General features: G+C 52.8%; 18 protein-coding genes and 4 tRNA genes. 4 read left to right on the top strand and 18 right to left on the bottom strand.

The window, feature by feature from the left end; genetic code table 11:
* Positions 1 to 68 precede the first annotated feature (68 nt).
* Positions 69 to 2,615, bottom strand: coding sequence for a class I adenylate cyclase (gene cyaA / locus OGX90_RS01425; RefSeq protein ID WP_032934207.1), 2,547 nt, complete (start codon positions 2,613 to 2,615; stop codon positions 69 to 71).
* 394 nt (positions 2,616 to 3,009) lie between these two features.
* Between cyaA and hemC the strand changes: the two genes are divergently transcribed.
* Genes hemC through hemY form a run of 4 tightly spaced genes read left to right on the top strand, consistent with a single transcriptional unit; the run spans position 3,010 to position 7,093 of the window.
* Complete coding sequence (gene hemC / locus OGX90_RS01420) at positions 3,010 to 3,951, top strand: hydroxymethylbilane synthase (RefSeq protein ID WP_003828972.1); 942 nt, start codon at positions 3,010 to 3,012, stop codon at positions 3,949 to 3,951.
* Positions 3,948 to 4,688, top strand: coding sequence for a uroporphyrinogen-III synthase (hemD, locus tag OGX90_RS01415; protein WP_003828974.1), 741 nt, complete (start codon positions 3,948 to 3,950; stop codon positions 4,686 to 4,688). Before hemC ends, hemD begins: the two co-directional genes overlap by 4 nt.
* A gap of 21 nt (positions 4,689 to 4,709) precedes the next feature.
* On the top strand, positions 4,710 to 5,891 hold the full coding sequence (gene hemX / locus OGX90_RS01410; protein ID WP_048237113.1) for a uroporphyrinogen-III C-methyltransferase: 1,182 nt from the start codon (positions 4,710 to 4,712) through the stop codon (positions 5,889 to 5,891).
* Positions 5,892 to 5,893: 2 nt separating this feature from the next.
* Entirely contained in the window at positions 5,894 to 7,093 is a 1,200-nt protein-coding gene (hemY, locus tag OGX90_RS01405; RefSeq protein WP_048215221.1) for a protoheme IX biogenesis protein HemY, read from the top strand.
* A gap of 454 nt (positions 7,094 to 7,547) precedes the next feature.
* Here the strand turns inward: hemY and OGX90_RS01400 are convergent.
* From OGX90_RS01400 to wecA, 17 genes are all read right to left on the bottom strand, one after another.
* Positions 7,548 to 7,624, bottom strand: a tRNA-Pro gene (locus OGX90_RS01400).
* A gap of 41 nt (positions 7,625 to 7,665) precedes the next feature.
* Positions 7,666 to 7,751 (bottom strand) — tRNA-Leu (locus tag OGX90_RS01395).
* Between the two features lie 20 nt (positions 7,752 to 7,771).
* Positions 7,772 to 7,847: transfer RNA gene (locus OGX90_RS01390), tRNA-His, on the bottom strand.
* A 56-nt stretch (positions 7,848 to 7,903) separates the two neighbouring features.
* A tRNA-Arg gene (locus OGX90_RS01385) sits at positions 7,904 to 7,980 on the bottom strand.
* Positions 7,981 to 8,082: 102 nt separating this feature from the next.
* Positions 8,083 to 9,468 (bottom strand): bifunctional threonine/serine APC transporter ThrP, encoded by a 1,386-nt coding sequence (gene thrP, locus OGX90_RS01380; protein ID WP_003828980.1) that lies wholly within the window; start codon positions 9,466 to 9,468, stop codon positions 8,083 to 8,085.
* A 278-nt stretch (positions 9,469 to 9,746) separates the two neighbouring features.
* Positions 9,747 to 10,487, bottom strand: coding sequence for a lipopolysaccharide N-acetylmannosaminouronosyltransferase (gene wecG, locus OGX90_RS01375; RefSeq protein ID WP_286623019.1), 741 nt, complete (start codon positions 10,485 to 10,487; stop codon positions 9,747 to 9,749).
* The gene (wzyE, locus tag OGX90_RS01370) at positions 10,487 to 11,842 is read right to left on the bottom strand and encodes an ECA oligosaccharide polymerase (protein WP_020996101.1); all 1,356 of its coding nucleotides are present in this window, start codon (positions 11,840 to 11,842) and stop codon (positions 10,487 to 10,489) included. Before wzyE ends, wecG begins: the two co-directional genes overlap by 1 nt.
* Complete coding sequence (locus OGX90_RS01365) at positions 11,839 to 12,918, bottom strand: TDP-N-acetylfucosamine:lipid II N-acetylfucosaminyltransferase (RefSeq protein ID WP_286623017.1); 1,080 nt, start codon at positions 12,916 to 12,918, stop codon at positions 11,839 to 11,841. Before OGX90_RS01365 ends, wzyE begins: the two co-directional genes overlap by 4 nt.
* Complete coding sequence (wzxE, locus tag OGX90_RS01360; protein WP_100271711.1) at positions 12,915 to 14,165, bottom strand: lipid III flippase WzxE; 1,251 nt, start codon at positions 14,163 to 14,165, stop codon at positions 12,915 to 12,917. Before wzxE ends, OGX90_RS01365 begins: the two co-directional genes overlap by 4 nt.
* 1 nt (position 14,166) lies before the next feature.
* Positions 14,167 to 15,297, bottom strand: coding sequence for a dTDP-4-amino-4,6-dideoxygalactose transaminase (gene rffA, locus OGX90_RS01355; RefSeq protein WP_111466303.1), 1,131 nt, complete (start codon positions 15,295 to 15,297; stop codon positions 14,167 to 14,169).
* Between the two features lie 4 nt (positions 15,298 to 15,301).
* Positions 15,302 to 15,979 (bottom strand): dTDP-4-amino-4,6-dideoxy-D-galactose acyltransferase, encoded by a 678-nt coding sequence (gene rffC, locus OGX90_RS01350; RefSeq protein ID WP_213752700.1) that lies wholly within the window; start codon positions 15,977 to 15,979, stop codon positions 15,302 to 15,304.
* On the bottom strand, positions 15,957 to 16,838 hold the full coding sequence (gene rfbA / locus OGX90_RS01345) for a glucose-1-phosphate thymidylyltransferase RfbA (RefSeq protein ID WP_032945685.1): 882 nt from the start codon (positions 16,836 to 16,838) through the stop codon (positions 15,957 to 15,959). Before rfbA ends, rffC begins: the two co-directional genes overlap by 23 nt.
* Before the next feature lie 33 nt (positions 16,839 to 16,871).
* Complete coding sequence (gene rffG / locus OGX90_RS01340; protein WP_234692723.1) at positions 16,872 to 17,939, bottom strand: dTDP-glucose 4,6-dehydratase; 1,068 nt, start codon at positions 17,937 to 17,939, stop codon at positions 16,872 to 16,874.
* The gene (gene wecC / locus OGX90_RS01335; protein ID WP_234692722.1) at positions 17,939 to 19,201 is read right to left on the bottom strand and encodes a UDP-N-acetyl-D-mannosamine dehydrogenase; all 1,263 of its coding nucleotides are present in this window, start codon (positions 19,199 to 19,201) and stop codon (positions 17,939 to 17,941) included. Before wecC ends, rffG begins: the two co-directional genes overlap by 1 nt.
* Positions 19,198 to 20,328 (bottom strand): non-hydrolyzing UDP-N-acetylglucosamine 2-epimerase, encoded by a 1,131-nt coding sequence (gene wecB / locus OGX90_RS01330; RefSeq protein ID WP_071446066.1) that lies wholly within the window; start codon positions 20,326 to 20,328, stop codon positions 19,198 to 19,200. The genes wecC and wecB overlap by 4 nt, the downstream gene beginning before the upstream one ends.
* Positions 20,329 to 20,383: 55 nt before the next feature.
* Entirely contained in the window at positions 20,384 to 21,430 is a 1,047-nt protein-coding gene (gene wzzE / locus OGX90_RS01325; RefSeq protein WP_071446068.1) for an ECA polysaccharide chain length modulation protein, read from the bottom strand.
* 12 nt (positions 21,431 to 21,442) lie between these two features.
* Positions 21,443 to 22,573 carry a UDP-N-acetylglucosamine--undecaprenyl-phosphate N-acetylglucosaminephosphotransferase gene (gene wecA / locus OGX90_RS01320; RefSeq protein ID WP_267966254.1) on the bottom strand — a complete coding sequence of 377 codons (1,131 nt, stop codon included), beginning with the start codon at positions 22,571 to 22,573 and terminating at the stop codon, positions 21,443 to 21,445.
* Positions 22,574 to 22,736 lie beyond the last annotated feature (163 nt).

Below are 22,736 nucleotides of genomic sequence, written 5' to 3'. Positions count from 1 at the left end.
TGCCGGATGCGCTTTGCTTATCCGGCCTACTTTAGCCCGGTAAGCGTCGCGCCACCGGGCAAGTTAACTCACGAGAAATACTGCTGTAACAGCGGCGTGTCGTTGTCCTGACTGGCTGGCGGAACAGCGCTAATCGGTTGGGTACGGAACGGAATCACCTGCGCGCGCCCGTCGGTTTTCACAATCTGATAGAACTGCGGCAGGTTAAAGTTGATGAAGCTGGAGCCGTAGGTAAAGCGATCGTGCGACGATGAGTAGAAACGACTGACGTCGCGTACCAACTCCTCTTTGCTACCTTCGCAGTGGTGATACACCTCGGCCCGATTGCTTTCGTCCAGAATGTAGATATTAAAGCCCTGCTCATCACCCGTTTCTTCGAAAAAGAACTGAATAATCCCTTCACTGGCAAAACCGTCGACCACCGACGGAAGTTTCACATGGTTGGTCTCAACCTGGACGGAAAGCCCGTGCAGTTTGTTATGTGAAATCGCGCCATAGAATTCAATTGCGTTTTCCAGCTTCTGTACCGAAACGTTCAGGCGCTCGAAGAACAATCCCCACGTCTGGCCGGAAACGCGCAACGCTTTGAAACGTCCGGTTTCCTGACGGGTGCTGGAGAGACGTAATTCGATGCACTCAGACACCAGTTGCTGGACGCGGGTGCGAATTAAACCGCGCAGATGCTGGCTATAGCAGAACACCTCGACGCTATCTGGCGGCGCGGCATCCTGGTGCATTTTGCCCAGAATCGTTTTTAACGCTTCAATCATCGCCTGCTCGCCGTTGAAGTGCAGCGTACGCACTTCATTCCACGAGTTGCGGTACAGCAGGTCGACGCTACCCACCAGGCAATTTTGCTCTTCGCCAAAGCTGAAGACGTCCAGCTTACGGAAATCAAAATGTACCACCTGATTGCGAAACGCTGCCGTTGGGTCATATTCGAGGTTAACGATAATCGCCAGATGGCGAATTTCGCATGGGCTATAGAGCGCTTTCGGCGTTGGTGCAGGCAGCCGCAGCGGGAAGTGGTGCGACACGTCGGCGACCATTTCCTGCAGCTTCGGCAAATCAACAATGCCGTTGCCCTTAATAAACAAATGCGTACGCGAGGTCAGCAGGCCGTTGAACCAGGCCCACGCCACCAGCTTGTTGAGATAGCGGTTATATTCCAGCGGCTGATGGCTGATGATCGAGTCCATGTTCGGCGCGCGGTTGTAGAGATACCAACCTGAACGGTTGGCACGACCCGGCGGTACATGGATAAAGGTCAGATTCGGTTCCGAGAGATCCGGAGATATCTGTGGGTTCACCAGCGTGACTTTACCCGGCAACGCTTCAAACGCGGCATACAGCTTACGGGTCAGCACGCCGATATCCTGCGGGCTGGCGCTGACGCTGAGGTTATTGCGCCGCGCAAAGCGGATCAGATTACGATAGCTCTGCATCATCGCATCGAGCAGTTCGTTATGCGCTTCGCGTACCTGGTCAATCTTCCAGTTAGCGCGGTTATCCAGCATGGTCAGACGGGCGTCATCCCAGCCCCACTCTTTCACTAACTGACTTAATACTTCACGACGCCAGCCCACGCAGGCGCGCTCACGGCTCAGTTTCTCACACACTTTTAAGTAGAAACATCGACGCACTAAATCCAGGCGCGTCGGATCTTCGATCGCCGTGAGGTACTCGGTAACGCGCTCCAGCATCATGCAGTAAGGGTCGAGACCAAAAGAGACGATCTCGCCATCGTGCAGGCGCTGTTTAATATCTTTCGCCAACAGGCGTGGATTCGGGTATTCCCAGGAATAAGCTTCCAGCAGCAGCGTTTTCAGCACCGCTTTGTACGGGGAGTCGATACTCTTGTACAACTGCCAGAGGCTGGCGCCAAAGTACTCTTCGGCGGAAAGCGAACTGAGCCCGCCGAGATCCAGCCATTCGTTTGGCGTTAGCACCCCCTGCGCGTAGAGCGTCATGACGTAATCGTCGTAATGCTCTTCTTCGTCGCCAGGCACCATATTCCACAGAATACGTTTACCCGCGAGGCGCACAGCGGTGCGATAGAATTCATCAAGCAACAGGATATGCTGCGTCGAGCCACAGTCTTCACCACCCAGACTGCCGCTTTCATTGTGACGGAAACGGTTTTCATCAATCAGGAAGAAACTGACCTCCACGCCTAGCGAGGCGGCCCAGCTTTCCAGCAGGCTACATTTTCGCTGCAGCAGCTGGCGCTCTTCGCTATCCAGCCAGGATTGATGGCAGACCCAGATATCAAGGTCAGAGGAACAGCTTTGCCCTACCGAAGAGGTGCTGCCCATTGAGTAAACGCCGGTGATCGGCAGTTCGCCCTTGGGAGGATCCTGCGGCGACATACCGCGGTACAGTTCCAGTTCGTTCAGGTAGTGGCGTTGGGTTTCATCAGGCGTGTAAAAGCATATGCCTTTGGGAACGTTACCATCGAGGTAACCCGGCATCAGCGGATGGTGGTAGTGCAATAATGTCGGCAGCAGACTGTATACCTGCTGGAAGGCAGGTCCCATGGCAGCAAGCGCGCGATCCACACGCAGTTGATTTATGGCATCCAGTCTCTGTTTCAGAGTCTCAATATAGAGGTACAAGACGTATCGCCTGATGTTGCTATCCGTCATGTTGTCGATTGCCGCGGCGCAAGCGCTCACAATAATCGCCATCAATTCGGATAAACCGTATGTCAAAAATAACCGTTACCTGTTTTTCGCCCATATTTTTTTATGCTGTTCAGCCGAAAAAATGGTCTAAAACGTGATCAATTTAACACCTTGCTCATTGACCGTAAAGAAAGATGCGCTACATACAAGTGTAGCACCGTTCGTTACGTGTAAATTCCTTCATACGGTCGGGAGGTTTCTCGTCATTATTCACTGCCAGTGATGATGCAGCGCCTTTTCCTCTCACTTACGTTTGAGCGTAACGCTGACATCCCTTTGATAAGGATGTTAGGATGGTCAATGATTGATAATGACGGTAACAAGCATGTTAGACAATGTTTTGAGAATTGCCACACGCCAAAGCCCCCTTGCGCTCTGGCAGGCACATTATGTCAAAGACGCCTTAATGGCAAACCACCCCGGTCTGATCGTGGAACTGGTTCCTATGGTAACCCGTGGCGATGTGATCCTTGATACCCCGCTGGCGAAGGTCGGGGGGAAAGGGTTGTTTGTTAAAGAGCTGGAAGTCGCGCTGCTGGAAAAACGCGCCGATATCGCTGTGCATTCCATGAAGGATGTGCCGGTTGAATTCCCTGACGGTCTTGGGCTGGTCACCATTTGTGAGCGAGAGGATCCGCGTGATGCTTTCGTCTCAAATAAGTACAACTCGCTGGATGAACTCCCCGCAGGCAGCATCGTCGGGACATCCAGTTTGCGCCGCCAGTGCCAGTTGGCGAAGCGTCGCCCGGATCTCGTCATCCGTTCGCTGCGCGGCAACGTAGGCACGCGCCTCAGCAAACTGGATAACGGCGATTATGACGCCATTATTCTGGCAGTCGCCGGATTAAAACGTTTAGGTCTTGAGTCGCGAGTCCGCACCGCTCTGCCGCCGGAAGTCTCCCTGCCCGCTGTCGGGCAAGGCGCAGTAGGCATAGAATGTCGACTGGATGATATGCGCACTCAGGCGCTGTTAGCGCCGCTCAACCATGAAGAGACCGCGCTACGCGTCAAAGCAGAACGCGCCATGAACACCCGCCTGGAAGGGGGATGTCAGGTACCTATTGGCAGCTATGCCGAAATCATCGACGGTGAGATTTGGCTACGTGCGCTGGTCGGCGCGCCAGACGGTTCACAGATGGTATGCGGAGAACGTCGCGGCGCCACACAGGATGCCGAACAGATGGGCATCTCTCTGGCAGAAGAACTGCTGGAGAACGGTGCGCGCGCCATTCTGGCGGAAGTTTATAACGGAGAAGCCCCCGCATGAGTATTCTGGTCACCCGCCCGTCTCCCGCAGGGGAAGAGTTAGTGAGCCGACTGCGCACACTGGGGCAGGTGGCCTGGAGTTTTCCGCTCATCGAGTTTTCACCTGGTCGGGAACTGGCAACGGTTGCTTCCCGACTGTCGGCGCTGACGGAGAACGATCTGGTCTTCGCTCTCTCGCAGCACGCCGTCACCTTTGCAGATGCCGAGCTTCGCCAGCAAGAGAAAAGCTGGCCATCCCTTCCGCGTTATTTTGCCATTGGCCGTACAACGGCGCTGGCGCTGCATACTGTTAGCGGCTTCAATATTCACTACCCTCTGGATCGGGAAATTAGCGAAGTCTTGCTACAATTACCTGAATTACAAAATATTGCGGGAAAACGCGCGCTTATATTACGCGGCAACGGTGGCCGGGAGCTGATAGGTGAAACCCTGACGGCACGCGGAGCCGATGTCGATTTTTGTGAATGTTATCAACGCAGTGCAAAACATTACGATGGTGCGGAAGAAGCTATGCGCTGGCAATCCCGTGGCGTAACCACGGTGGTTGTCACCAGCGGAGAGATGCTACAACAGCTCTGGTCGCTCATTCCGCAGTGGTATCGTGAGCACTGGTTACTACGCTGTCGGCTGTTGGTCGTCAGTGAGCGTCTGGCGCACCTCGCCCGGGAACTGGGCTGGCAAGATATTAAGGTCGCTGATAACGCCGACAACGATGCGCTACTACGCGCATTACAATAACTCTCATAATGGGATGCCATAATGACGGAACAAGAAAAATCCTCCGCCGTGGTTGAAGAGACCAGGGAGGCCGTGGAAACCACGTCACAGCCAGTCAATACTGAAAAGAAGAGTAAGAACAGCACGGCGCTGATTCTGAGCGCTGTGGCGATTGCTATTGCGCTGGCTGCAGGCGTTGGGCTGTACGGCTGGGGGAAACAACAGGCAACAACACAAACGGCAACCAGCGATGCGCTGGCGAACCAGCTGACGGCGCTGCAAAAAGCGCAGGAAAGCCAAAAAGCTGAGCTGGAAGGCATTATTAAACAGCAGGCAACGCAGCTGGATGAAGCCACTCGCCAGCAGGCCACGCTGGTCAAACAGCTTGATGAAGTCCAGCAAAAAGTCGCCACCATCTCCGGCAGCGATGCTGGCACATGGCTGCTGGCGCAGGCTGATTTTCTGGTGAAACTGGCCGGTCGTAAATTATGGAGCGATCAGGACGTCACCACCGCCGCTGCGCTGTTGAAAAGCGCCGACGCCAGCCTGGCGGATATGAACGACCCGAGCTTAATTACCGCGCGACGTGCGATTACTGACGACATCGCGAGCCTCTCCGCGGTGACTCAGGTCGACTATGACGGCATTATCCTGAAAGTGAATCAGCTCTCTAATCAGATTGATAACCTGCGTCTGGCCGACAACGACACCGACGATTCACCAATGGACTCCGACAGCAGCGAGCTTTCCAGCTCGATTAGCGAATGGCGCGTCAATCTGCAAAAAAGCTGGCAGAACTTTATGGACAGCTTCATCACTATTCGTCGTCGTGATGAAACCGCCGTCCCGCTGCTGGCACCGAACCAGGACGTTTACTTACGTGAGAACATCCGTTCTCGTCTGTTAGTGGCCGCACAGGCCGTGCCGCGTCATCAGGAAGAAACATATCGCCAGGCGCTGGAAAATGTCTCCACATGGGTGCGTGCTTACTACGACACCGACGATGCAGCGACCAAAGCGTTCCTTGAAGAAGTAGACCAGCTGAGCCAGCAAAGCATCAGTATGGATGTTCCGGAAACGCTGCAGAGCCAGGCTATTCTCGACAAGTTAATGCAGACCCGCGTACGTAATTTACTGGCGCAGCCTGCCACAGCACCGGTAGCAGTAGCACCTGCGCCAGCGCCTTCGACAGATGCTCCGGCAACCGCGCCGCAAGGAGAATAATGATGCTAAAAGTATTGTTGCTCTTTGTGCTGTTGATCGCCGGGATCGTCGTCGGTCCGATGATAGCCGGTCATCAGGGTTACGTGCTGATCCAGACGGATAACTACAATATCGAAACCAGCGTTACGGGCCTGGTGATCATCCTTATCGTCGCCATGGTCGTCCTGTTTGCGATTGAATGGCTGTTGCGCCGAATCTTCCGCACCGGCGCACATACCCGTGGGTGGTTTGTGGGTCGTAAGCGACGTCGCGCCCGTAAGCAGACCGAACAGGCGCTGCTCAAACTGGCAGAAGGTGACTATCAGCAGGTTGAGAAGCTGATGTCGAAAAATGCCGATCATGCAGAACAGCCGGTAGTGAATTACCTGCTGGCGGCAGAAGCGGCTCAGCAGCGCGGTGACGAAGCGCGCGCCAACCAACACCTTGAGCGTGCTGCCGAACTGGCCGGAAATGATACGATCCCGGTAGAAATCGCTCGCGTTCGCCTGCAACTGGCGCGTAATGAAAATCACGCTGCACGCCACAGCGTAGACAAACTGCTGGAAGTGACGCCACGTCATCCGGAGGTGCTGCGTCTGGCTGAGCAGGCCTACATTCGCACCGGCGCATGGAGTTCCTTGCTGGATATCATCCCATCCATGGCAAAAGCGCATGTGGGTGATGACGAGCACCGCGCCATGCTGGAACAACAGGCATGGGTTGGCTTGATGGATCAAGTCCGCGCCGATCAGGGCAGCGAGGGGCTGCGTGCATGGTGGAAAAACCAGAGCCGTAAAACCCGTCATCAGGTTGCTTTGCAGGTAGCGATGGCTGAACATCTGATTGAGTGTGACGATCACGATACGGCGCAGCAGGTCATCATTGATGGTTTGAAACGTCAGTACGATGACCGCCTGGTGCTGCCGATCCCGCGTCTGAAAACCAATAATCCGGAACAGATAGAAAAAGTGCTGCGCCAGCAGATTAAAGCCGTGGGCGATCGCCCGTTGCTGTGGAGTACGCTGGGTCAGTCGTTAATGAAGCATGGGGAATGGCAGGAAGCTACGCTCGCCTTCCGTGCTGCTCTCAAACAGCGCCCGGATGCCTATGACTACGCCTGGCTTGCTGACGCGCTGGACAGACTGCACCAGCCGGAAGAAGCCGCCACCATGCGCCGTGATGGCCTGATGTTGACGCTGCAGAACAACAATCCCCCGCAGTAATTCCCTCTTGCCCGGTGGCGCCTCGCTTACCGGGCCTACATATTTTTCAATCGCATAAACAAAATCCTTCGAGAAGTCACTTGAAGGATTTTGTTTATGCATAAAAAAACGCCCGCTCGGTAAGGAGCAGGCGTTAAACAGGTCTGTATGACAACATAAATGGGTGCTTCACTCAACGTTATGTCCATGGTGTTTGATGAGGCCTGAGCGACATCTGTCTGTGGACGATAAGCACCGTAAACGGCTCTGCATCATTCCTGAGTTTATGAGGCCAGATGGCGAACATAAGAGATGGAATGAGCATCTACCCGCATATTATTGCACAACGCATGCCACGATTGCACTGCAAAAACCAGGTATTCGGACTTTTTAAGACTTCAGGAAATTCGCAGATGCGCAGGCTAAGAAGGGAAAATCTGAAAACAAAAAACCCCGCCGAAGCGGGGTTCAAAATTGGTCGGCGAGAGAGGATTCGAACCTCCGACCCACTGGTCCCAAACCAGTTGCGCTACCAAGCTGCGCTACTCGCCGTTTTACTGCTTTTTGAATTTTTAGTTCAATTCTTTAAGTCGTGGTGCGAGGGGGGGGACTCGAACCCCCACATCCTAAGGACACTAACACCTGAAGCTAGCGCGTCTACCAATTCCGCCACCTTCGCATTTCACAACTTTAAATTAATGGGGTGGCTAATGGGATTCGAACCCACGACAACTGGAATCACAATCCAGGGCTCTACCAACTGAGCTATAGCCACCACTGCAAATCTTTTACGCGGTATTAAAACCACCGCAGCTCTGGCACCCTACTAAATGGTGCGCCCGACAGGATTCGAACCTGAGACCTCTGCCTCCGGAGGGCAGCGCTCTATCCAGCTGAGCTACGGGCGCTTAGCGCCGTTGCGGGGCTGGATATTACGGAGGTCTCGGTCTTCTGTCTAGTGCTTTTTTAAAATAAATTATCGTTTGGTCATGGTTTGTGCGTTTTGTCGCTTATTCCCGCAATTTATGGGCTGTGCCATGACGATTCAGACCAAAAACCTTATAAATGAGTGTCACGGCCAGTAAGAAACCCATGCCAACAAAAAGCGACATTCGGGTATCTTCATTAAAGTACATGCCAATTAATACGCAAATCAGGAACGCCATCGTCAAATAATTCGCCCACGGGAACAGAATGGAGCGGAATGGATGACTGGCAATCGCCGCTTTATGCGCCTGACGGAAACGCAACTGGCTTATCAGGATCACAAACCACGGCACCATCCCCGGCAACACGCTGGCACTATAGACATAAACAAACACGCGCTGCGGGTTAGGAATGATGTAGTTCAGGCATGAGCCAATCAGCAGGATCGCGATAGAAATAGCCACTCCGGCAACCGGCACGCCATGGCGTGATACTTTTCCAACAACGGCAGGAAGCTGGCGATTCTTTGCCAGCGCGTAGAGCATACGCCCACAGCTGTACATGCCGCTGTTACAGCCAGACAGCGCCGCCGTCAGCACCACAAAGTTAATAATCCCTGCCGCAGCAGTAATACCAATCTTGGCAAAGGTGAGAACAAACGGGCTGCCGTTGCTGCCAATCTCATTCCACGGGAAAATAGTGACGATGACAAAAATCGCACCAACGTAGAAAATCAGAATGCGCCACAGCACTTTACCCACCGCGCTACGCAGCGTGACCTGTGGATTCTTCGCTTCCCCTGCAGTGATGCCGATCAGCTCCACGCCCTGGTAAGACGCCACAACAATACACAATGCCGTCAGGAAGCCCTTCCAGCCCCCAGCAAAGAAGCCACCGTGCTCGGTCAGGTTGCCAAAACCAATCGCCTGGCCGCCATTGCCGAAGCCGAAGAAAATCACCCCAACCCCAATGACAATCATCACAATGATGGTGGTCACTTTGATCATGGCAAACCAGAACTCAATTTCACCATACAGGCGAACCGCAGCGAGGTTTGCCAACGCAACCAGTCCGACCGCGATCAGTGCGGGTATCCATTGCGCCATTTCCGGAAACCAGAACTGCACATACACCCCGATGGCGGTAATCTCTGAGATCCCCACAGCCATCCACATAAACCAGTATGACCAGGCGGTGAGATAGCCAAAGAAGGGGCTCATATAACGGTGAGCGTAAACAGCGAATGAACCTGCAACCGGCTCGAGGAATAACATCTCCCCCATAGAACGCATAATGAAAAACACGAACAGCCCGGCGACGATATACGCTAGCAGAACCGAAGGGCCCGCCCATTTAAGGGTACTGGCGGCCCCCATAAATAGCCCAACGCCAATAGTGCCCCCAAGGGCAATTAATTCGATGTGACGAGCCTCCAGCCCACGCTGTAGCTCAGGTTTGTTCTCAGCCATAAATCCTCTTGATGTGTTTGCATGCTGTCCGGTATTACCGGTTCTCGTTATGGGTACATCTTGTTATGCCATAACAGGCCATGCGGCACCGACCGCTTTACGGTTGGCGCCAAAAACACCACGGCACTGCAATGATTGTTGCGAATGGTTTCCTAAAATCGCTTAAATGGCAATTAAAGCATTCAAAAAATGAATAGATTGTGCGATAAAGCAGCGATTATGTTGTGAATAAGTAGCGTAATTAGCAGATCACGCTACTTATCAGAGGAGAGAGGGCGTCAGAGGTTGCCGGTATAGTGCCAGCGGAGATAGCGTAATAAGCGAAGTTGTCGAGTAATACGGCTCGGCTGCGACAATAAGCGATACAGCCACTCCAGCCCCAGATTTTGCCAGATTTTAGGCGCACGCTTAACGTGACCGGTAAAGACGTCGTAGGTGCCCCCTACGCCCATATACAGCGCGTCGGGGTGAGTCTTGCGGCAATCACGCATAAAGATCTCTTGTTTTGGCGAGCCCATCGCCACCGTCACAATTTGCGCACCGCTGGCGTGAATACGCTCAAACAACGCCTGACGCTGCTCTGGGGTAAAATAACCGTCCTGACTACCCACAATGTTCACGCGCCACTGTGCACGTAGTTTTGCTTCTGTTTGTGCCAGAACTTCAGGCTTGCCGCCAACCAGGAAAACTGGCGTTCCGTTTTGCCCAGCTCGCGCCATCAGCGCTTCCCAAAGGTCAGCTCCGGCCACGCGTGAAACCTGCGCCTGTGGGAATTTTTTGCGCACCGAACGCACCACGCTAATCCCATCCGCATACTTGAACTCCGCGGCGTTGATCAGCTCCCTCACTTCAGGGTTATCTTCTGCTGTCAGCATCTTCTCAGCGTTAATAGCCACCAGTGTTCCTGACCTGAGGTGTCCTGCGGCAAACAGGTAATTCAGCGCATGTTGCATATCGCGCCAGCCAATCAGTTGTAATCCGCGCAGCGAATACAGCGGCGCAGTTGTGTTATCTGTCATTACGATCCTTCAATCTGTGTCCGGGGCAGCGATTTGATTCGTTTATGAATGAGTCCCGCGCTATCAAACAGCCAGAACAGCAGTTTTGCCACCAGTAGGCAAACGCCGAAAATCACGAGGAAAAAGACCACTCGTGAGACAAACGAATCCAGCCCTTCACGTGCCAAAACGATCATATTGAAAATGGCGCCAAAACAGAAACTGTGCAAAATCGCCGCCTTATAGCGATTGGTTTCGCGATTGCCAAGCTCATACAGCCAGTCGAACCACTTGATAATGAGCCCAACAACAATCGCGCCTAATGGTATAAACAGCGCCCCGCCCATCACCACCAGTGAACCAATTAACGTCGGCGAAATCGCCAGTCCTGAGTGGTTGTTCAACACTTCCCAGGTAAAGTAGTTCGCTGAGTTGAGTACAATACTCGGCCGCCCAGGCCACAGCCAGGAGGGAATAAAGACGTAGAAGTCACGGACAATCGGTGCCAGCCCCTGGAACTCAATATTGTGGTAATTCTGCAGCAACAGCGCCAGGTTCTCCCACGGTGAGAAGGTGTCGCGCGTAAGGTACAGGAACGTATAGAACGCCTCATCGCCGCTAACGCTCATTCCGTAGCGCTTCAACGCCAGCCAGAACATCCCGACAATGCCCAACACGCCTGCAGCGGCCAACATCCACAGCGAAATCCAGCCGCGAATAATGCCGATAAACAAGAAGATGGCAAACGCGATAATGATATTGGCGCGCGTCCCACCCACAATCATATAGGTCAGCAAACCAAACGCGACGGTACTCACGAGGAAGAACACCCACGCTTTGCTGTCCTGACGCAAGAAATAAACCACCAGCATTGCTGGAATGAAGAAGTAGAAGAAACGCTTCAGAGCGACGCCAGAGACTTCACTGGAAAAAATCTGGCTATAGGATTGCAGTCTGAACAGCAGGAATCCGTTGTGCATAAAGAAGATGCCCACGCTCACCAGCGCAATCGCCATCAGGATAACCCAGGTCAAATGGGCTTCAACGCGATTGATAGTAAACAGCGGCCTGCGCGGCTTATCATCTACTCGTTTGCGCAAGCGCGTTTTATACGTCACGTAGTAGACGGCATAGAAACAGGCGGCTGACAGCAAGGCCTGCAGCAGGATCTCCGGCGGAGCCACTGCCACATCAAAGCGGAACACCAGGATGCTGGTTAACGGGAATCCGAAGAAGAACGTCAGCAAGAACAACAATGAGAAGAAAACATTGAAGTTAAAACGCACGCGGCGGAACTCAAACCAGGTCAGCGTGGCGATAAACAAGGTGGAGAGCAGCCAGACCACCAGAAGACCGCTGAATTGCATCAGGCTCATACGGTTTCTCCTGAAGCAATGCGCAGCGCGTTGTGCCACGGCTGCAGATAATTCGGGCTAAAGAAGGTAATAGTATTTTTATCTACCGATGCCAACTGGCGCTGCGCTTCACGTACGACGCCTTCATTGAGATCATCAGTGGTAAATAACACCGGAAGATTTTGTTCCACCATATCCTGCCAGAAGGGATTGTCACGGTTGAGCACGCATGGGATACCCGCCTGGATCAGCAAACACAGTGTACCGATTCCCTGTTGACGGGCAAAAATAAAGTAACCCAAATCGCATTGACGCAATAACGCGAGATAAGCGTCAAATTCCAGCTTTTCACTCAAAATTTGCAGATTATCAGCGCTAAATAACGCCAGACCAGCCTGGCGAACCTCGTCGATATAGGCCGCATTATTGGCGGGATAACCCATCGGCACAATCACATTCACCGTGTCGCCAAACTGCTGATGGACGGCGCGAAGCGCGGCAACATGCTCATTGCTGCGATCGCCAGAGTTGCCAACCAGCACCGTCATCTTGCCGCTGCGCTGGCAATCATTGCTCATGTTATTGAGTGACGGATCCATTCGCGTTGGGAAATAGAGCAACTCACCCCGCACACGGGGATGTTGCTCGGCGAAATAACGTAAATCGCCCCGTGTGGCAAACACGCAGCCCACACGATTCTGCGCCATGCGGCGAATCGGGTAAAACAGGCGGAATTTCAGCCCACTGGAGACTTCGTATAAATCAGCGCCCCAGATATGCCAGTAAAACTGCGCCGGTTTAATCCCGCCACTCAGCAGCGCCAGCCACAGGCTGGTGTTGAACTGGCCGTGGAAGAAGAAACGCTGTTGGCGATCCGCTTTTGCTTTCGCGATCACAGCGTCAGCAAGCGCCTTTTTCCCGCTGTAGAAGCTTAGCGATAACGCCGGGCAGCTCTCACTGAGTCCCGCATCCTGACCGGCAACCATAAACGTGTGCGCATGCTCGCTCGTCGCGGCCAGCGAGTCGTTGAAAAACCGCAACACGGTTTGGTTATGGTGAGGGATATCCGATCCCAGAACGTGAATCAGTACAGTCATGCCCGCCTACGCCAGAGTAAAAACACGCCACAACAAAGAGAAAAATAGACGATGTACGTTGCCATATAAGCCTGTGCCGCACCCAGCGCACCGTGTGCAGGGATCAGCCAGTGAGCAAACACCGTCAATAACATGAACTGGCTAATTTCAGCCAAAATATAAAACCGCAGCGATGCTTTCGCGATCACCAGATACCCAAAGACATACGCCCCAACTTTCAGTACATCGCCGACCAGTTGCCAGGCAAACAGATCGCGCATGGCGGTGAATTTTGCGGAGAAAAGCAGCCAGATCGCAAAATCACGCAGCAACCAAACAGTAAAGCTCGCAGCGGCAACCGCCGGTAACACGAACTTCAGCGACTTAATCACCTCGCGCGTAATGTCGCGCTTTTCGGTCAGTCGCGACAACGTCGGAAGCAAGTAAACGCTGAATGAGGCGGTAATGAATTGCAGATAAGCATCAGAGATACTGCTTACTCCCTGCCAAATCCCTACATCATCCCAACTGTACTGCGCCGCCAGCAGGTTTCGCATCATCACGTATGCCACAGGCAGCGTTACGGAGGTAATCAGCGCCATCAGGGTAAACTTGCTTAGCTGTCCAGCCAGACCGTTATCCCACGAGGGTTTCAGGTAATGCAGGGGAATCGCCCCACGCTTAATCAGCATAATAGCGGCGGGGATAACGACCAACGCGGGCACTAACGCCAGACCCAGCAAAGCGCCTTCATACCCTCCCAGGCGATAACAGCCATAATAAGCCACTACGCCCACCAGGCTACCCACAATCAGCGACAGCGCGTTACCCGCCGCATCGCGAAAGCCCTTCATCAACGCCAGCAGCAGGTTCGCCCAGGCAATACCCATTTGCACCAGCGCAACCAGTCTTACCAGCCCCTGATAATGAGTATGGCCAAACAATCCCTGACTGATTGGCGCGGCCGCCAGCAGAAAAATCACCGCCATCAGCGTAGAGAATCCCAGCACCATCGCGGAAGATGTACCGACTACCTTACGGAGCCGGGTCGGATCGTCATGGTGCTGCGCAACATATTTCGTGACGCCGTTGAAAATGCCGGCCCCCGCCAGAACACCAAGCACGGTGACCATCTGGCGGAAGTTACCCGCCTGCCCCACGCCTGCCGGGCCAAACGACACCGCCAGCAGCTTCACGACCAGCAAACCTGCACCAATTTTTACCAGCGTACTGGCTGCCGTCCATAAGGACGCTTTAGCAAGCGACATATCAGGCGAAGTAGTTGAGTAAGGTCGAAATGACCGTTCGCTGGTTTACTTGCGACAGGTTGTAAAACAGCGGCAAGCGCAGCAGACGCTCGCTCTCTTTAGTGGTGAAACGATCAACACCGGCAAATACGCCGAATTTATCGCCAGCCGGACAATCATGTAGCGGGATATAGTGGAACACCGCCATAATTTCAGCTTCTTTCAAGAAGTTAATCAACGCCGTGCGATCGTCGATATCGCGCAGCTTGATATAAAACATATGGGCATTCTGCACGCAGTTTTCCGGGACAGAAGGCAGATCAATGCGTCCGGCACGCGCCAGCGGTTCGAGAGCATCATAGTAGTTCTGCCACAGCGCCAGACGCTGCTGGTTAATACGGTCAGCCGCTTCCAGTTGTGCCCACAGATAGGCAGCCTGCAGATCGGACATCAGATAGCTGGAGCCAATATCACGCCAGGTATACTTATCCACCTGACCGCGGAAAAACTGGCTGCGGTTAGTTCCTTTTTCACGGATGATCTCTGCACGTTCCACTAATTTTTTATCATTAATCAGCGTCGCACCACCTTCACCGCCTGCGGTATAGTTTTTGGTCTCATGGAAGCTAAAGCAACCGATGTGACCAATCGTCCCCAGCGCCCGACCTTTGTAAGTCGACATGACGCCCTGGGCCGCATCTTCCACGACAAACAGGTTATGTTTGGTCGCCAGCGCCATGATGGTATCCATTTCACAGGCTACGCCCGCGTAATGCACCGGCACGATAGCGCGGGTCTTGTCGGTGATCGCCGCTTCAATCAGCGTTTCGTCAATGTTCATGGTATCCGGGCGGATATCAACAAAGACAATTTTCGCACCGCGCAGCACGAAAGCATTGGCCGTGGAGACAAACGTATAGCTCGGCATAATGACTTCATCGCCAGGCTGGATATCCAGCAGCAATGCCGCCATCTCAAGCGATGCGGTGCAGGAAGGCGTCAGCAGTACTTTCTCGCTGCCAAAATGCTGTTCCAGCCACTGTTGGCAGCGACGGGTAAAACCACCGTCGCCACACAGTTTGCCGCTGTTCATCGCAGACTGCATGTAATCGAGTTCAGTGCCCACCACCGGCGGTGCGTTAAATGGAATCATCGTGTCACCTGTATAACCAATACGCGGTGCTTTCCACATTCGCACCACTGTGTATATAACGTTTAAGCGCGGCGGTATTGCCCATTTGGGTCGCCACGCGTAATGTTGTTTTACCGCGAGCCTGCGCCCAGCAAAGGGCAGCCTGCATCAGTTCTGCTCCCGCCCCACGCCCGGCCAGCAGGCCAATTCGCGCATCGGTCGCATTCAGTTCACGCAGCGAGACATAGCCACGAATATCACCTGCCGGTGTACGAAAAACGAGGCATTGATGATCGAACGTCCCCAGCACCGCGTTTTCAATCCACTGCGCATAAAAACGCGTGCTGGCATCTGCGGCATACCACGGGGTACGAAAACGACTTTGCGCGAACGCCTGCCCTGCCAGTTGGCGTAATGCAGGGATATCCGTAGTTTGTGCGATCTGCGCACCGGGGTCGCCATGCGCACACATCACCGGCAGCACAAAATCCACTTCACCTTCAACCAGTGAGAAGCCCAACTGTTGCAGGGCGTCTAATTCATGGGTATTGGCGGCAGGAATTTTTGCCTGTACCCGCGACCAGGGCTGCAACACATCCGCAGTCAGAACCGGCGCGTGTTGGTCAAAACGCACAATGGCGCTATTCACGCCAAAGAACGTATTTTCCCAGCTAAGCGGCTCAATACTGGCGCGGACGAGCACGGAGCAGCTCCAGCAGGTATTGACCATAACCCGTTTTGGCCAGTGAACTGGCAGCACGCTTCACGCCTTCGTCATCCAGCCAACCGTTACGCCAGGCGATTTCTTCCAGACAGGCTATTTTAAAGCCCTGGCGTTTTTCCACCGTCTGCACAAAAGTACTCGCTTCGATAAGACTGTCGTGCGTACCGGTATCCAGCCAGGCAAAGCCACGCCCGAGCAATTCTACCGTCAGATGTCCGTCATCAAGATACATCTGGTTGATAGACGTAATCTCCAGCTCCCCACGCTCAGAAGGTTTTACGCGTTTTGCATATTCCACCACCTTGCTGTCATAGAAATAGAGACCAGTCACTGCCCAGTTGGATTTTGGTGCTTTCGGCTTCTCTTCCAGCGAAATAGCTCGAAAATTGTCGTCAAACTCCACGACACCAAAACGTTCAGGATCCATCACCTGGTAACCAAACACCGTCGCGCCTTGCGTTCTGGCGGCTACGTGACGCAGTTTTGGACTGAATCCCTGACCAAAGAAGATATTGTCTCCTAACACCAGACATGATGGTTCACCGTTAAGGAACGTTTCACCAATGATAAACGCCTGTGCTAATCCATCCGGACTGGGTTGCTCAGCATAGTGCAATTCAATGCCGAACTCAGATCCATCGCCCAGTAAGCGCTGGAAATAGCCTTTATCTTCCGGTGTAGTGATAATCAGGATTTCGCGAATTCCCGCCAGCATCAATACTGATAACGGGTAGTAAATCATCGGCTTATCGTAAATAGGCAATAGCTGCTTCGATACGCCACGCGTAATGGGATACAGGCGAGTACCTGAGCCACCCGCCAGAATGATACCTTTCATGCGTTGTCTCCTCCGGGAGCCAAAACCAGGCTGTTAGCCCTTCAGACCTAAACGTTCGCCCTGGTAACTGCCGTCCTGCACGGGTTTCCACCATGCCTGATTAGCCAGATACCATTGCACGGTTTTGCGCATTCCGCTTTCAAACGTTTCTTGCGGCATCCAGCCTAGTTCACGCGCAATTTTCGACGCGTCAATGGCATAACGCAAATCATGACCCGGGCGATCGTCCACAAAAGCGATCAAGTCGCGGTACTGCGCGATACCCTGCGGCTTTTGCGGTGCCAGCTCTTCCAATAGGCTGCAAACCGTTTCGACAACTTCCAGGTTTTTACGCTCGTTATGGCCACCGATATTATAGGTTTCTCCCACCGCGCCCGTTGTCGCCACACAATAGAGCGCCCTGGCGTGATCTTCTACATACAACCAATCACGGATCTGTTGCCCATTGCCGTAAACCGGCAACGGCTTCCCCGCCAATGCGTTGAGGATCATCAGCGGAATCAGTTTTTCCGGAAAATGGTACGGACCATAGTTGTTAGAACAGTTGGTTATCAGCGTTGGCAGACCGTAGGTACGCAGCCAGGCGCGAACCAGATGATCGCTGCTGGCTTTCGACGCGGAATAAGGGCTGCTCGGTGCATACGGTGTGGTTTCAGTGAAGAAATCATCCGTAGAATGCAGGTCGCCATACACCTCGTCAGTCGAGATATGGTGGAAACGAAACGCTGATTTTTTCTCGCTGGTTAAATCACCCCAGTAAGCGCGCGCCGCTTCCAACAGCGTGTAGGTTCCCACGATGTTAGTTTCGATGAAGGCGGCCGGACCATCAATTGAGCGATCGACGTGGCTTTCTGCCGCCAGATGCATCACGCAGTCCGGCTGATAGTGTTGAAACACCCTGTCGAGCGAAGCTCGATCGCAGATATCGACTTTCTCAAAGGTAAAACGAGGATTCTGTGCAACCGGCTCCAGCGACATCAGATTTCCGGCATAGGTCAGTTTATCGACCACAACTACCGCATCCTGAGTCTCATGAATGATATGCCGAACAACCGCAGAGCCGATGAATCCCGCTCCACCGGTAACCAGAATTCGTTTCATTAGCGCCAAACCCCTTTGGTATCAACGACATATTGCTGATGAACCGCATCGCCTTTAATGGCTTTAAATTCATTATGGTCGACCAGCAAGACCAGCACATCGGCGCTTGCCAGGGCATCGTCCAGCGTTGCCAGTTGGCACAGACCGTCCAGTTTTTTCGGCAGTTGATGGATGTTCGGTTCCACCACCAATGTTTCGCCTTTGTGCCAATGCGCGATGCTTTGCGCAATCCCCATCGCCGGGCTTTCACGTAAATCATCAATATTCGGTTTAAATGCCAGACCAAAGCAGGCAATTTTCACTTCGCTGGCCCGTTTATTGGTATCCGCCAGACAGTCGGCCACGGCAGCTTTTACCCGCTCGACCACCCAATGAGGCTTACCGTCGTTTACCTCACGCGCGGTGCGAATCAATTTCGCCTGCTGCGGGTTCTGCGCCACGATAAACCACGGATCAACTGCGATACAGTGCCCGCCAACACCCGGACCCGGTTGCAAAATATTCACGCGCGGATGGCGATTTGCCAGGCGAATCAGTTCCCAGACGTTGATCCCCTGATCGGCGCAAATCAGCGACAGCTCATTGGCAAAGGCGATATTGACGTCGCGGAAGCTATTTTCAGTCAGCTTGCACATTTCCGCAGTGCGGGCGTTAGTCACGACACATTCACCCTCAAGGAAGATGTTGTACAGTTCGCTAGCACGCGCGGAACAGACAGAGGTCATTCCCCCAATCACGCGGTCGTTTTTAATCAGTTCAACCATCACCTGGCCCGGCAGCACGCGCTCTGGACAATAAGCAATGTTAACGTCAGCCTGTTCACCGACCTGTTGCGGGAAAGTCAGATCAGGACGCATTTCAGCCAGCCATGTGCCCATCTGTTCGGTAGCCCCGACAGGCGACGTCGATTCAAGGATCACCAACGCGCCTTTTTTCAGCACCGGCGCAAGAGACTTCGCCGCAGCTTCCACATAAACCATATCGGGTTCGTGCTCCCCCTTAAACGGAGTAGGCACAGCAATCAGATAGGCATCCGCATCTACAGGGGTTGTGGTCGCACACAGAAATCCATTTGCGACCGCCGTTTTCACCACGGCGCCCAAATCTGGCTCAACGATATGAATTTCACCGCGATTAATGGTATCCACCGCGTGTTGATTTACATCTACGCCAATCACATGCTTTTGACGGGAAGCAAAGGCAGCCGCCGTCGGCAGTCCGATATAACCCAGCCCAATGACAGAAATGGTCGTAAAACTCATAGCGATATCCGATTATTTTTTAACGCGTGTAAAATGCGGCCACATGCCTGCCCGTCACCATACGGATTATGGGCGCGGCTCATGGTCTGATATTCATTGTCGTCATGCAGCAAACGCGTGACTTCTTCGACAATACGCTGCGGGTCTGTCCCTACCAGACGTACTGTGCCCGCAGTAATCGCTTCCGGACGTTCCGTCGTTTCGCGCATCACCAGTACCGGTTTCCCCAGAGATGGGGCTTCTTCCTGAATCCCACCAGAGTCGGTAAGGATCAGCCAGGCGTGATTCATCAGCCAGACAAACGGCATGTAATCCTGCGGTTCAATCAGGATGACGTTTTCAACGTGACCCAGAATACGATTAACCGGTTCGCTGACGTTAGGATTCAGGTGCACTGGATAGACAATCTGTACGTTCTGATTGGCCGCGGCAATTTCCGCCAGCGCGTGGCAAATGCGTTCAAAACCGCGACCAAAGCTTTCCCGACGATGACCGGTCACCAGAATCATTTTTTTATCAGCGGCCAGGAAAGGATAACGTTCTGCCAGATCGGTACGCAGCACCTCGTTTCCCAGTACACGGTCACGAACCCAGATCAACGCATCAATAACCGTATTACCTGTTACGAAGATACGGCTATCAGAAATGTTTTCCCGTAGCAGGTTTTGGCGCGAGTTTTCTGTTGGCGCAAAATGATACATCGCCAGATGCCCGGTCAGCGTACGGTTCGCCTCTTCCGGCCAGGGAGAGTAGAGATCGCCTGTACGTAAACCCGCCTCCACATGCCCTACCGGAATGCGTTGATAGAACGCGGCCAGGCTAGTGGCAATGGTGGTCGTGGTATCGCCGTGAACCAACACAACGTCGGGTTTAAAATCAGCCAGAATAGGCTTTAATCCTTCAAGGATTCGGCAGGTAATTTCTGTTAGTCCCTGACCTGGCTGCATAATATTGAGATCGTAGTCAGGTACAATGGAAAAAAGGTTCAACACCTGATCGAGCATCTCCCGATGCTGTGCCGTGACGCAAACTTTTGCCTCAAAATCAGGATCTTTTGCCAGCGCATGAACCAGAGGTGCCATTTTTATGGCCTCCGGTCGCGTGCCAAATACAGTCAGTACTTTCACATCGATTCTCTTCGGATTGGCAGTGAGGGCCCAGCCCCTCACTGCAACGATATTGCTAAATCGTGCGGCGACGGGTTAACGCGACACCAGCACCGATCAGAGCCCCAACGATGCCCCACATAATCATCAGGAAGGCACGACGAGGGCTGTCACGTTTTACCGGTTCCTCCGGCGTACGCAAATAACGATAGGTCTGAAAACGCGGATCCAGAGTTGGCCCAACGTTCAGTGTGTTAAGCATGGCTCGGTTTTGGAAGTAGTCCAGATCGAAATCGGGACCAACAGATTGCAGGTTTTCGAGTCGCGCCTGCAGCATAGGACGTCCAAGCAAAAACAGTTCAGAATCGGGTAGCTCTTCAGCCGGAACGTCAGTGGAAGTACGCGAAATATTATGCTGTTCAGCAATTTTGAGAGCCTGCTCAATATTATGAACACGGCGAGAGAAAATCGATTTCGCCACTTCTTCCTGGCGTTTAACCTGTGCTTTCATCTGCACGGTGCGCGCAGCCCAGGCTCCCTTTAACTCGTCGTTCAGATGACGCGCTGCACGCTGACTGGCAAACGCGACGTACTGTCGCAGCAGATTGTTGGCATCAGGTGCCGTCTCGGCAATCAGTTTCACGCTGTCATTGGTATTACGAACCGCATCGCCGGGCATAAACTGAATGTTATTGATCAGTTCATCCAGCATCGCCGCATCGGCTTTACTGTTACCCACCATACGTTGCTTGTAGTAATCAGTCTGCAGCCAGAATTCACGGCGCGTATCCCATGAGGCAAGCTGCATAATAAATTCTTTATAGGCTTCATCCATCACTGACGGTTGATCCGCAGATGCAAGACTGGCCTTGATGTCCAGGTTACGCAAGAACTGCTGCTGAGAATAATAGCCGCCCAACATATTGACCGTTGGCCTGTCTGAAATCGCCGTTGCACTCCACTCCTGACGAGCAAAAAACGTATACGCGAGAGCGACTATCGCGAAGGCGAGAGCCATGCCGACAATCCACACTTTCCCTGCCCATAAGGCACGAAACAACCCACGGATATCCAGTTCATTTTCTGCGCTCACGGCGTGTTCCCCCGGTAATGGTTGTGTCATCGCATCCTCAATTCACTTGGTTAAGTTTGGTTTGCCTTCGCGGTGCCTTCGTAGCCTGCGCTTAACACGCTTAATAAATCTCGCGACCTTCCATGCCCGCTTAATACAGTAACCGTAAAGACCGAATGCCAGTAAAAAGAGCACCAACATGGCCCATTCAGGAACTAAACGAAAATATTCAGCCAGTGCACCGATAGAGGCCAGAATCGCTGCAGCCAACGTGATCAGAACAAATGCCTGTCGGGAAGTAAACCCGGCGCGCATCACTAAATGATGAATATGCTGGCGATCGGCAGAGAAAGGACTCATGCCTTTACGTAAACGACGATACATGATCGCCACCATATCCATTAACGGAATGGCGATAATCCACAGTGCAGTGACCGGGCTAATAGGATGCGTTTTACCTTGAGTGGTCTCCAGCAGGATCCAGATTACCGTAAAGCCAATCAGCGTACTCCCCGCATCGCCCATAAAGACCTTATAGCGGCGTCCAAGAATACCCAGGTTCAGCATGATGTAAGGCAGGATGGCGGCAATCATGGCAAAACACCAGATAGCCAGGCTTGTCTGACCATCGAACCACAGGATAAACCCCATCGCTGCGAATGAGACGCTGGATAGCCCGCCTAACAAGCCATCAATGCCATCAACCATATTAAAGGCGTTAATCGCCGCCCAGACGGCAAAAAGGGTGAGAAAATAACCAAAGGGACCCAACAACAACTCCCACGGGCCAAAAATATATCCCAGGCTACTTAGATAAAGCTCACCTTTTACCATCATCAAAATAGCAATCACCGCCTGAACAACTGCTCGTACTTTTACGCTGATGTCAAAACGATCGTCAAGCGCACCAACAAACACCAGCACACCTGCACAGAAGAGGTATAACGAGGCATGGGGAATGTAATAATCCGAAAGGCCAAACATGAAATTGATTCCTGCAAACACAGAAATCCCGCCCACTAACGGAATAATCCCTTGGTGACGTTTGCGGAAGTTTGGCTTATCCACTAAACCTATTTTTATGGCTACTTTTCGTGCCAAAAAAATAAAAATGGTTGTGAATAAAAAAATACTAACTAGCTCAGAGAAAGCAGCGAGTAGATTCACAGTGTATGTGTTCTCAGCATATATCATTTCCTTAAAGTATAATGCGTTAAGACGCCCCCTTGAAGAGAGCAGCTAAAACATTACACTTCCTACCTCTTGTCGGTCATGCCACTCATTGTGACAATCCATGACGCCGATAATAATGACAATTTTATCTGACCAAACATTAGGATGAATCGTAAAAGCAAAA

Origin of the sequence: Citrobacter sp. Cpo012 (genome assembly GCF_030333015.1) — a bacterium.
GTDB lineage: Bacteria > Pseudomonadota > Gammaproteobacteria > Enterobacterales > Enterobacteriaceae > Citrobacter > Citrobacter portucalensis.
The sequence above is the reverse complement of the archived record's forward strand: the minus strand, read 5'-3'. Positions and strand labels throughout refer to the sequence as shown.

Coding starts and splice junctions, on each gene's coding strand:
- hemC (WP_003828972.1), top strand. CDS start 3,010: ATGTTAGACAATGTTTTGAGAATTGCCACACGCCAAAGCCCCCTTGCG.
- hemD (WP_003828974.1), top strand. CDS start 3,948: ATGAGTATTCTGGTCACCCGCCCGTCTCCCGCAGGGGAAGAGTTAGTG.
- hemX (WP_048237113.1), top strand. CDS start 4,710: ATGACGGAACAAGAAAAATCCTCCGCCGTGGTTGAAGAGACCAGGGAG.
- hemY (WP_048215221.1), top strand. CDS start 5,894: ATGCTAAAAGTATTGTTGCTCTTTGTGCTGTTGATCGCCGGGATCGTC.
- thrP (WP_003828980.1), bottom strand. CDS start 9,468: ATGGCTGAGAACAAACCTGAGCTACAGCGTGGGCTGGAGGCTCGTCAC.
- wecG (WP_286623019.1), bottom strand. CDS start 10,487: ATGACAGATAACACAACTGCGCCGCTGTATTCGCTGCGCGGATTACAA.
- wzyE (WP_020996101.1), bottom strand. CDS start 11,842: ATGAGCCTGATGCAATTCAGCGGTCTTCTGGTGGTCTGGCTGCTCTCC.
- OGX90_RS01365 (WP_286623017.1), bottom strand. CDS start 12,918: ATGACTGTACTGATTCACGTTCTGGGATCGGATATCCCTCACCATAAC.
- wzxE (WP_100271711.1), bottom strand. CDS start 14,165: ATGTCGCTTGCTAAAGCGTCCTTATGGACGGCAGCCAGTACGCTGGTA.
- rffA (WP_111466303.1), bottom strand. CDS start 15,297: ATGATTCCATTTAACGCACCGCCGGTGGTGGGCACTGAACTCGATTAC.
- rfbA (WP_032945685.1), bottom strand. CDS start 16,838: ATGAAAGGTATCATTCTGGCGGGTGGCTCAGGTACTCGCCTGTATCCC.
- rffG (WP_234692723.1), bottom strand. CDS start 17,939: ATGAAACGAATTCTGGTTACCGGTGGAGCGGGATTCATCGGCTCTGCG.
- wecC (WP_234692722.1), bottom strand. CDS start 19,201: ATGAGTTTTACGACCATTTCTGTCATTGGGCTGGGTTATATCGGACTG.
- wzzE (WP_071446068.1), bottom strand. CDS start 21,430: ATGACACAACCATTACCGGGGGAACACGCCGTGAGCGCAGAAAATGAA.
- wecA (WP_267966254.1), bottom strand. CDS start 22,573: ATGATATATGCTGAGAACACATACACTGTGAATCTACTCGCTGCTTTC.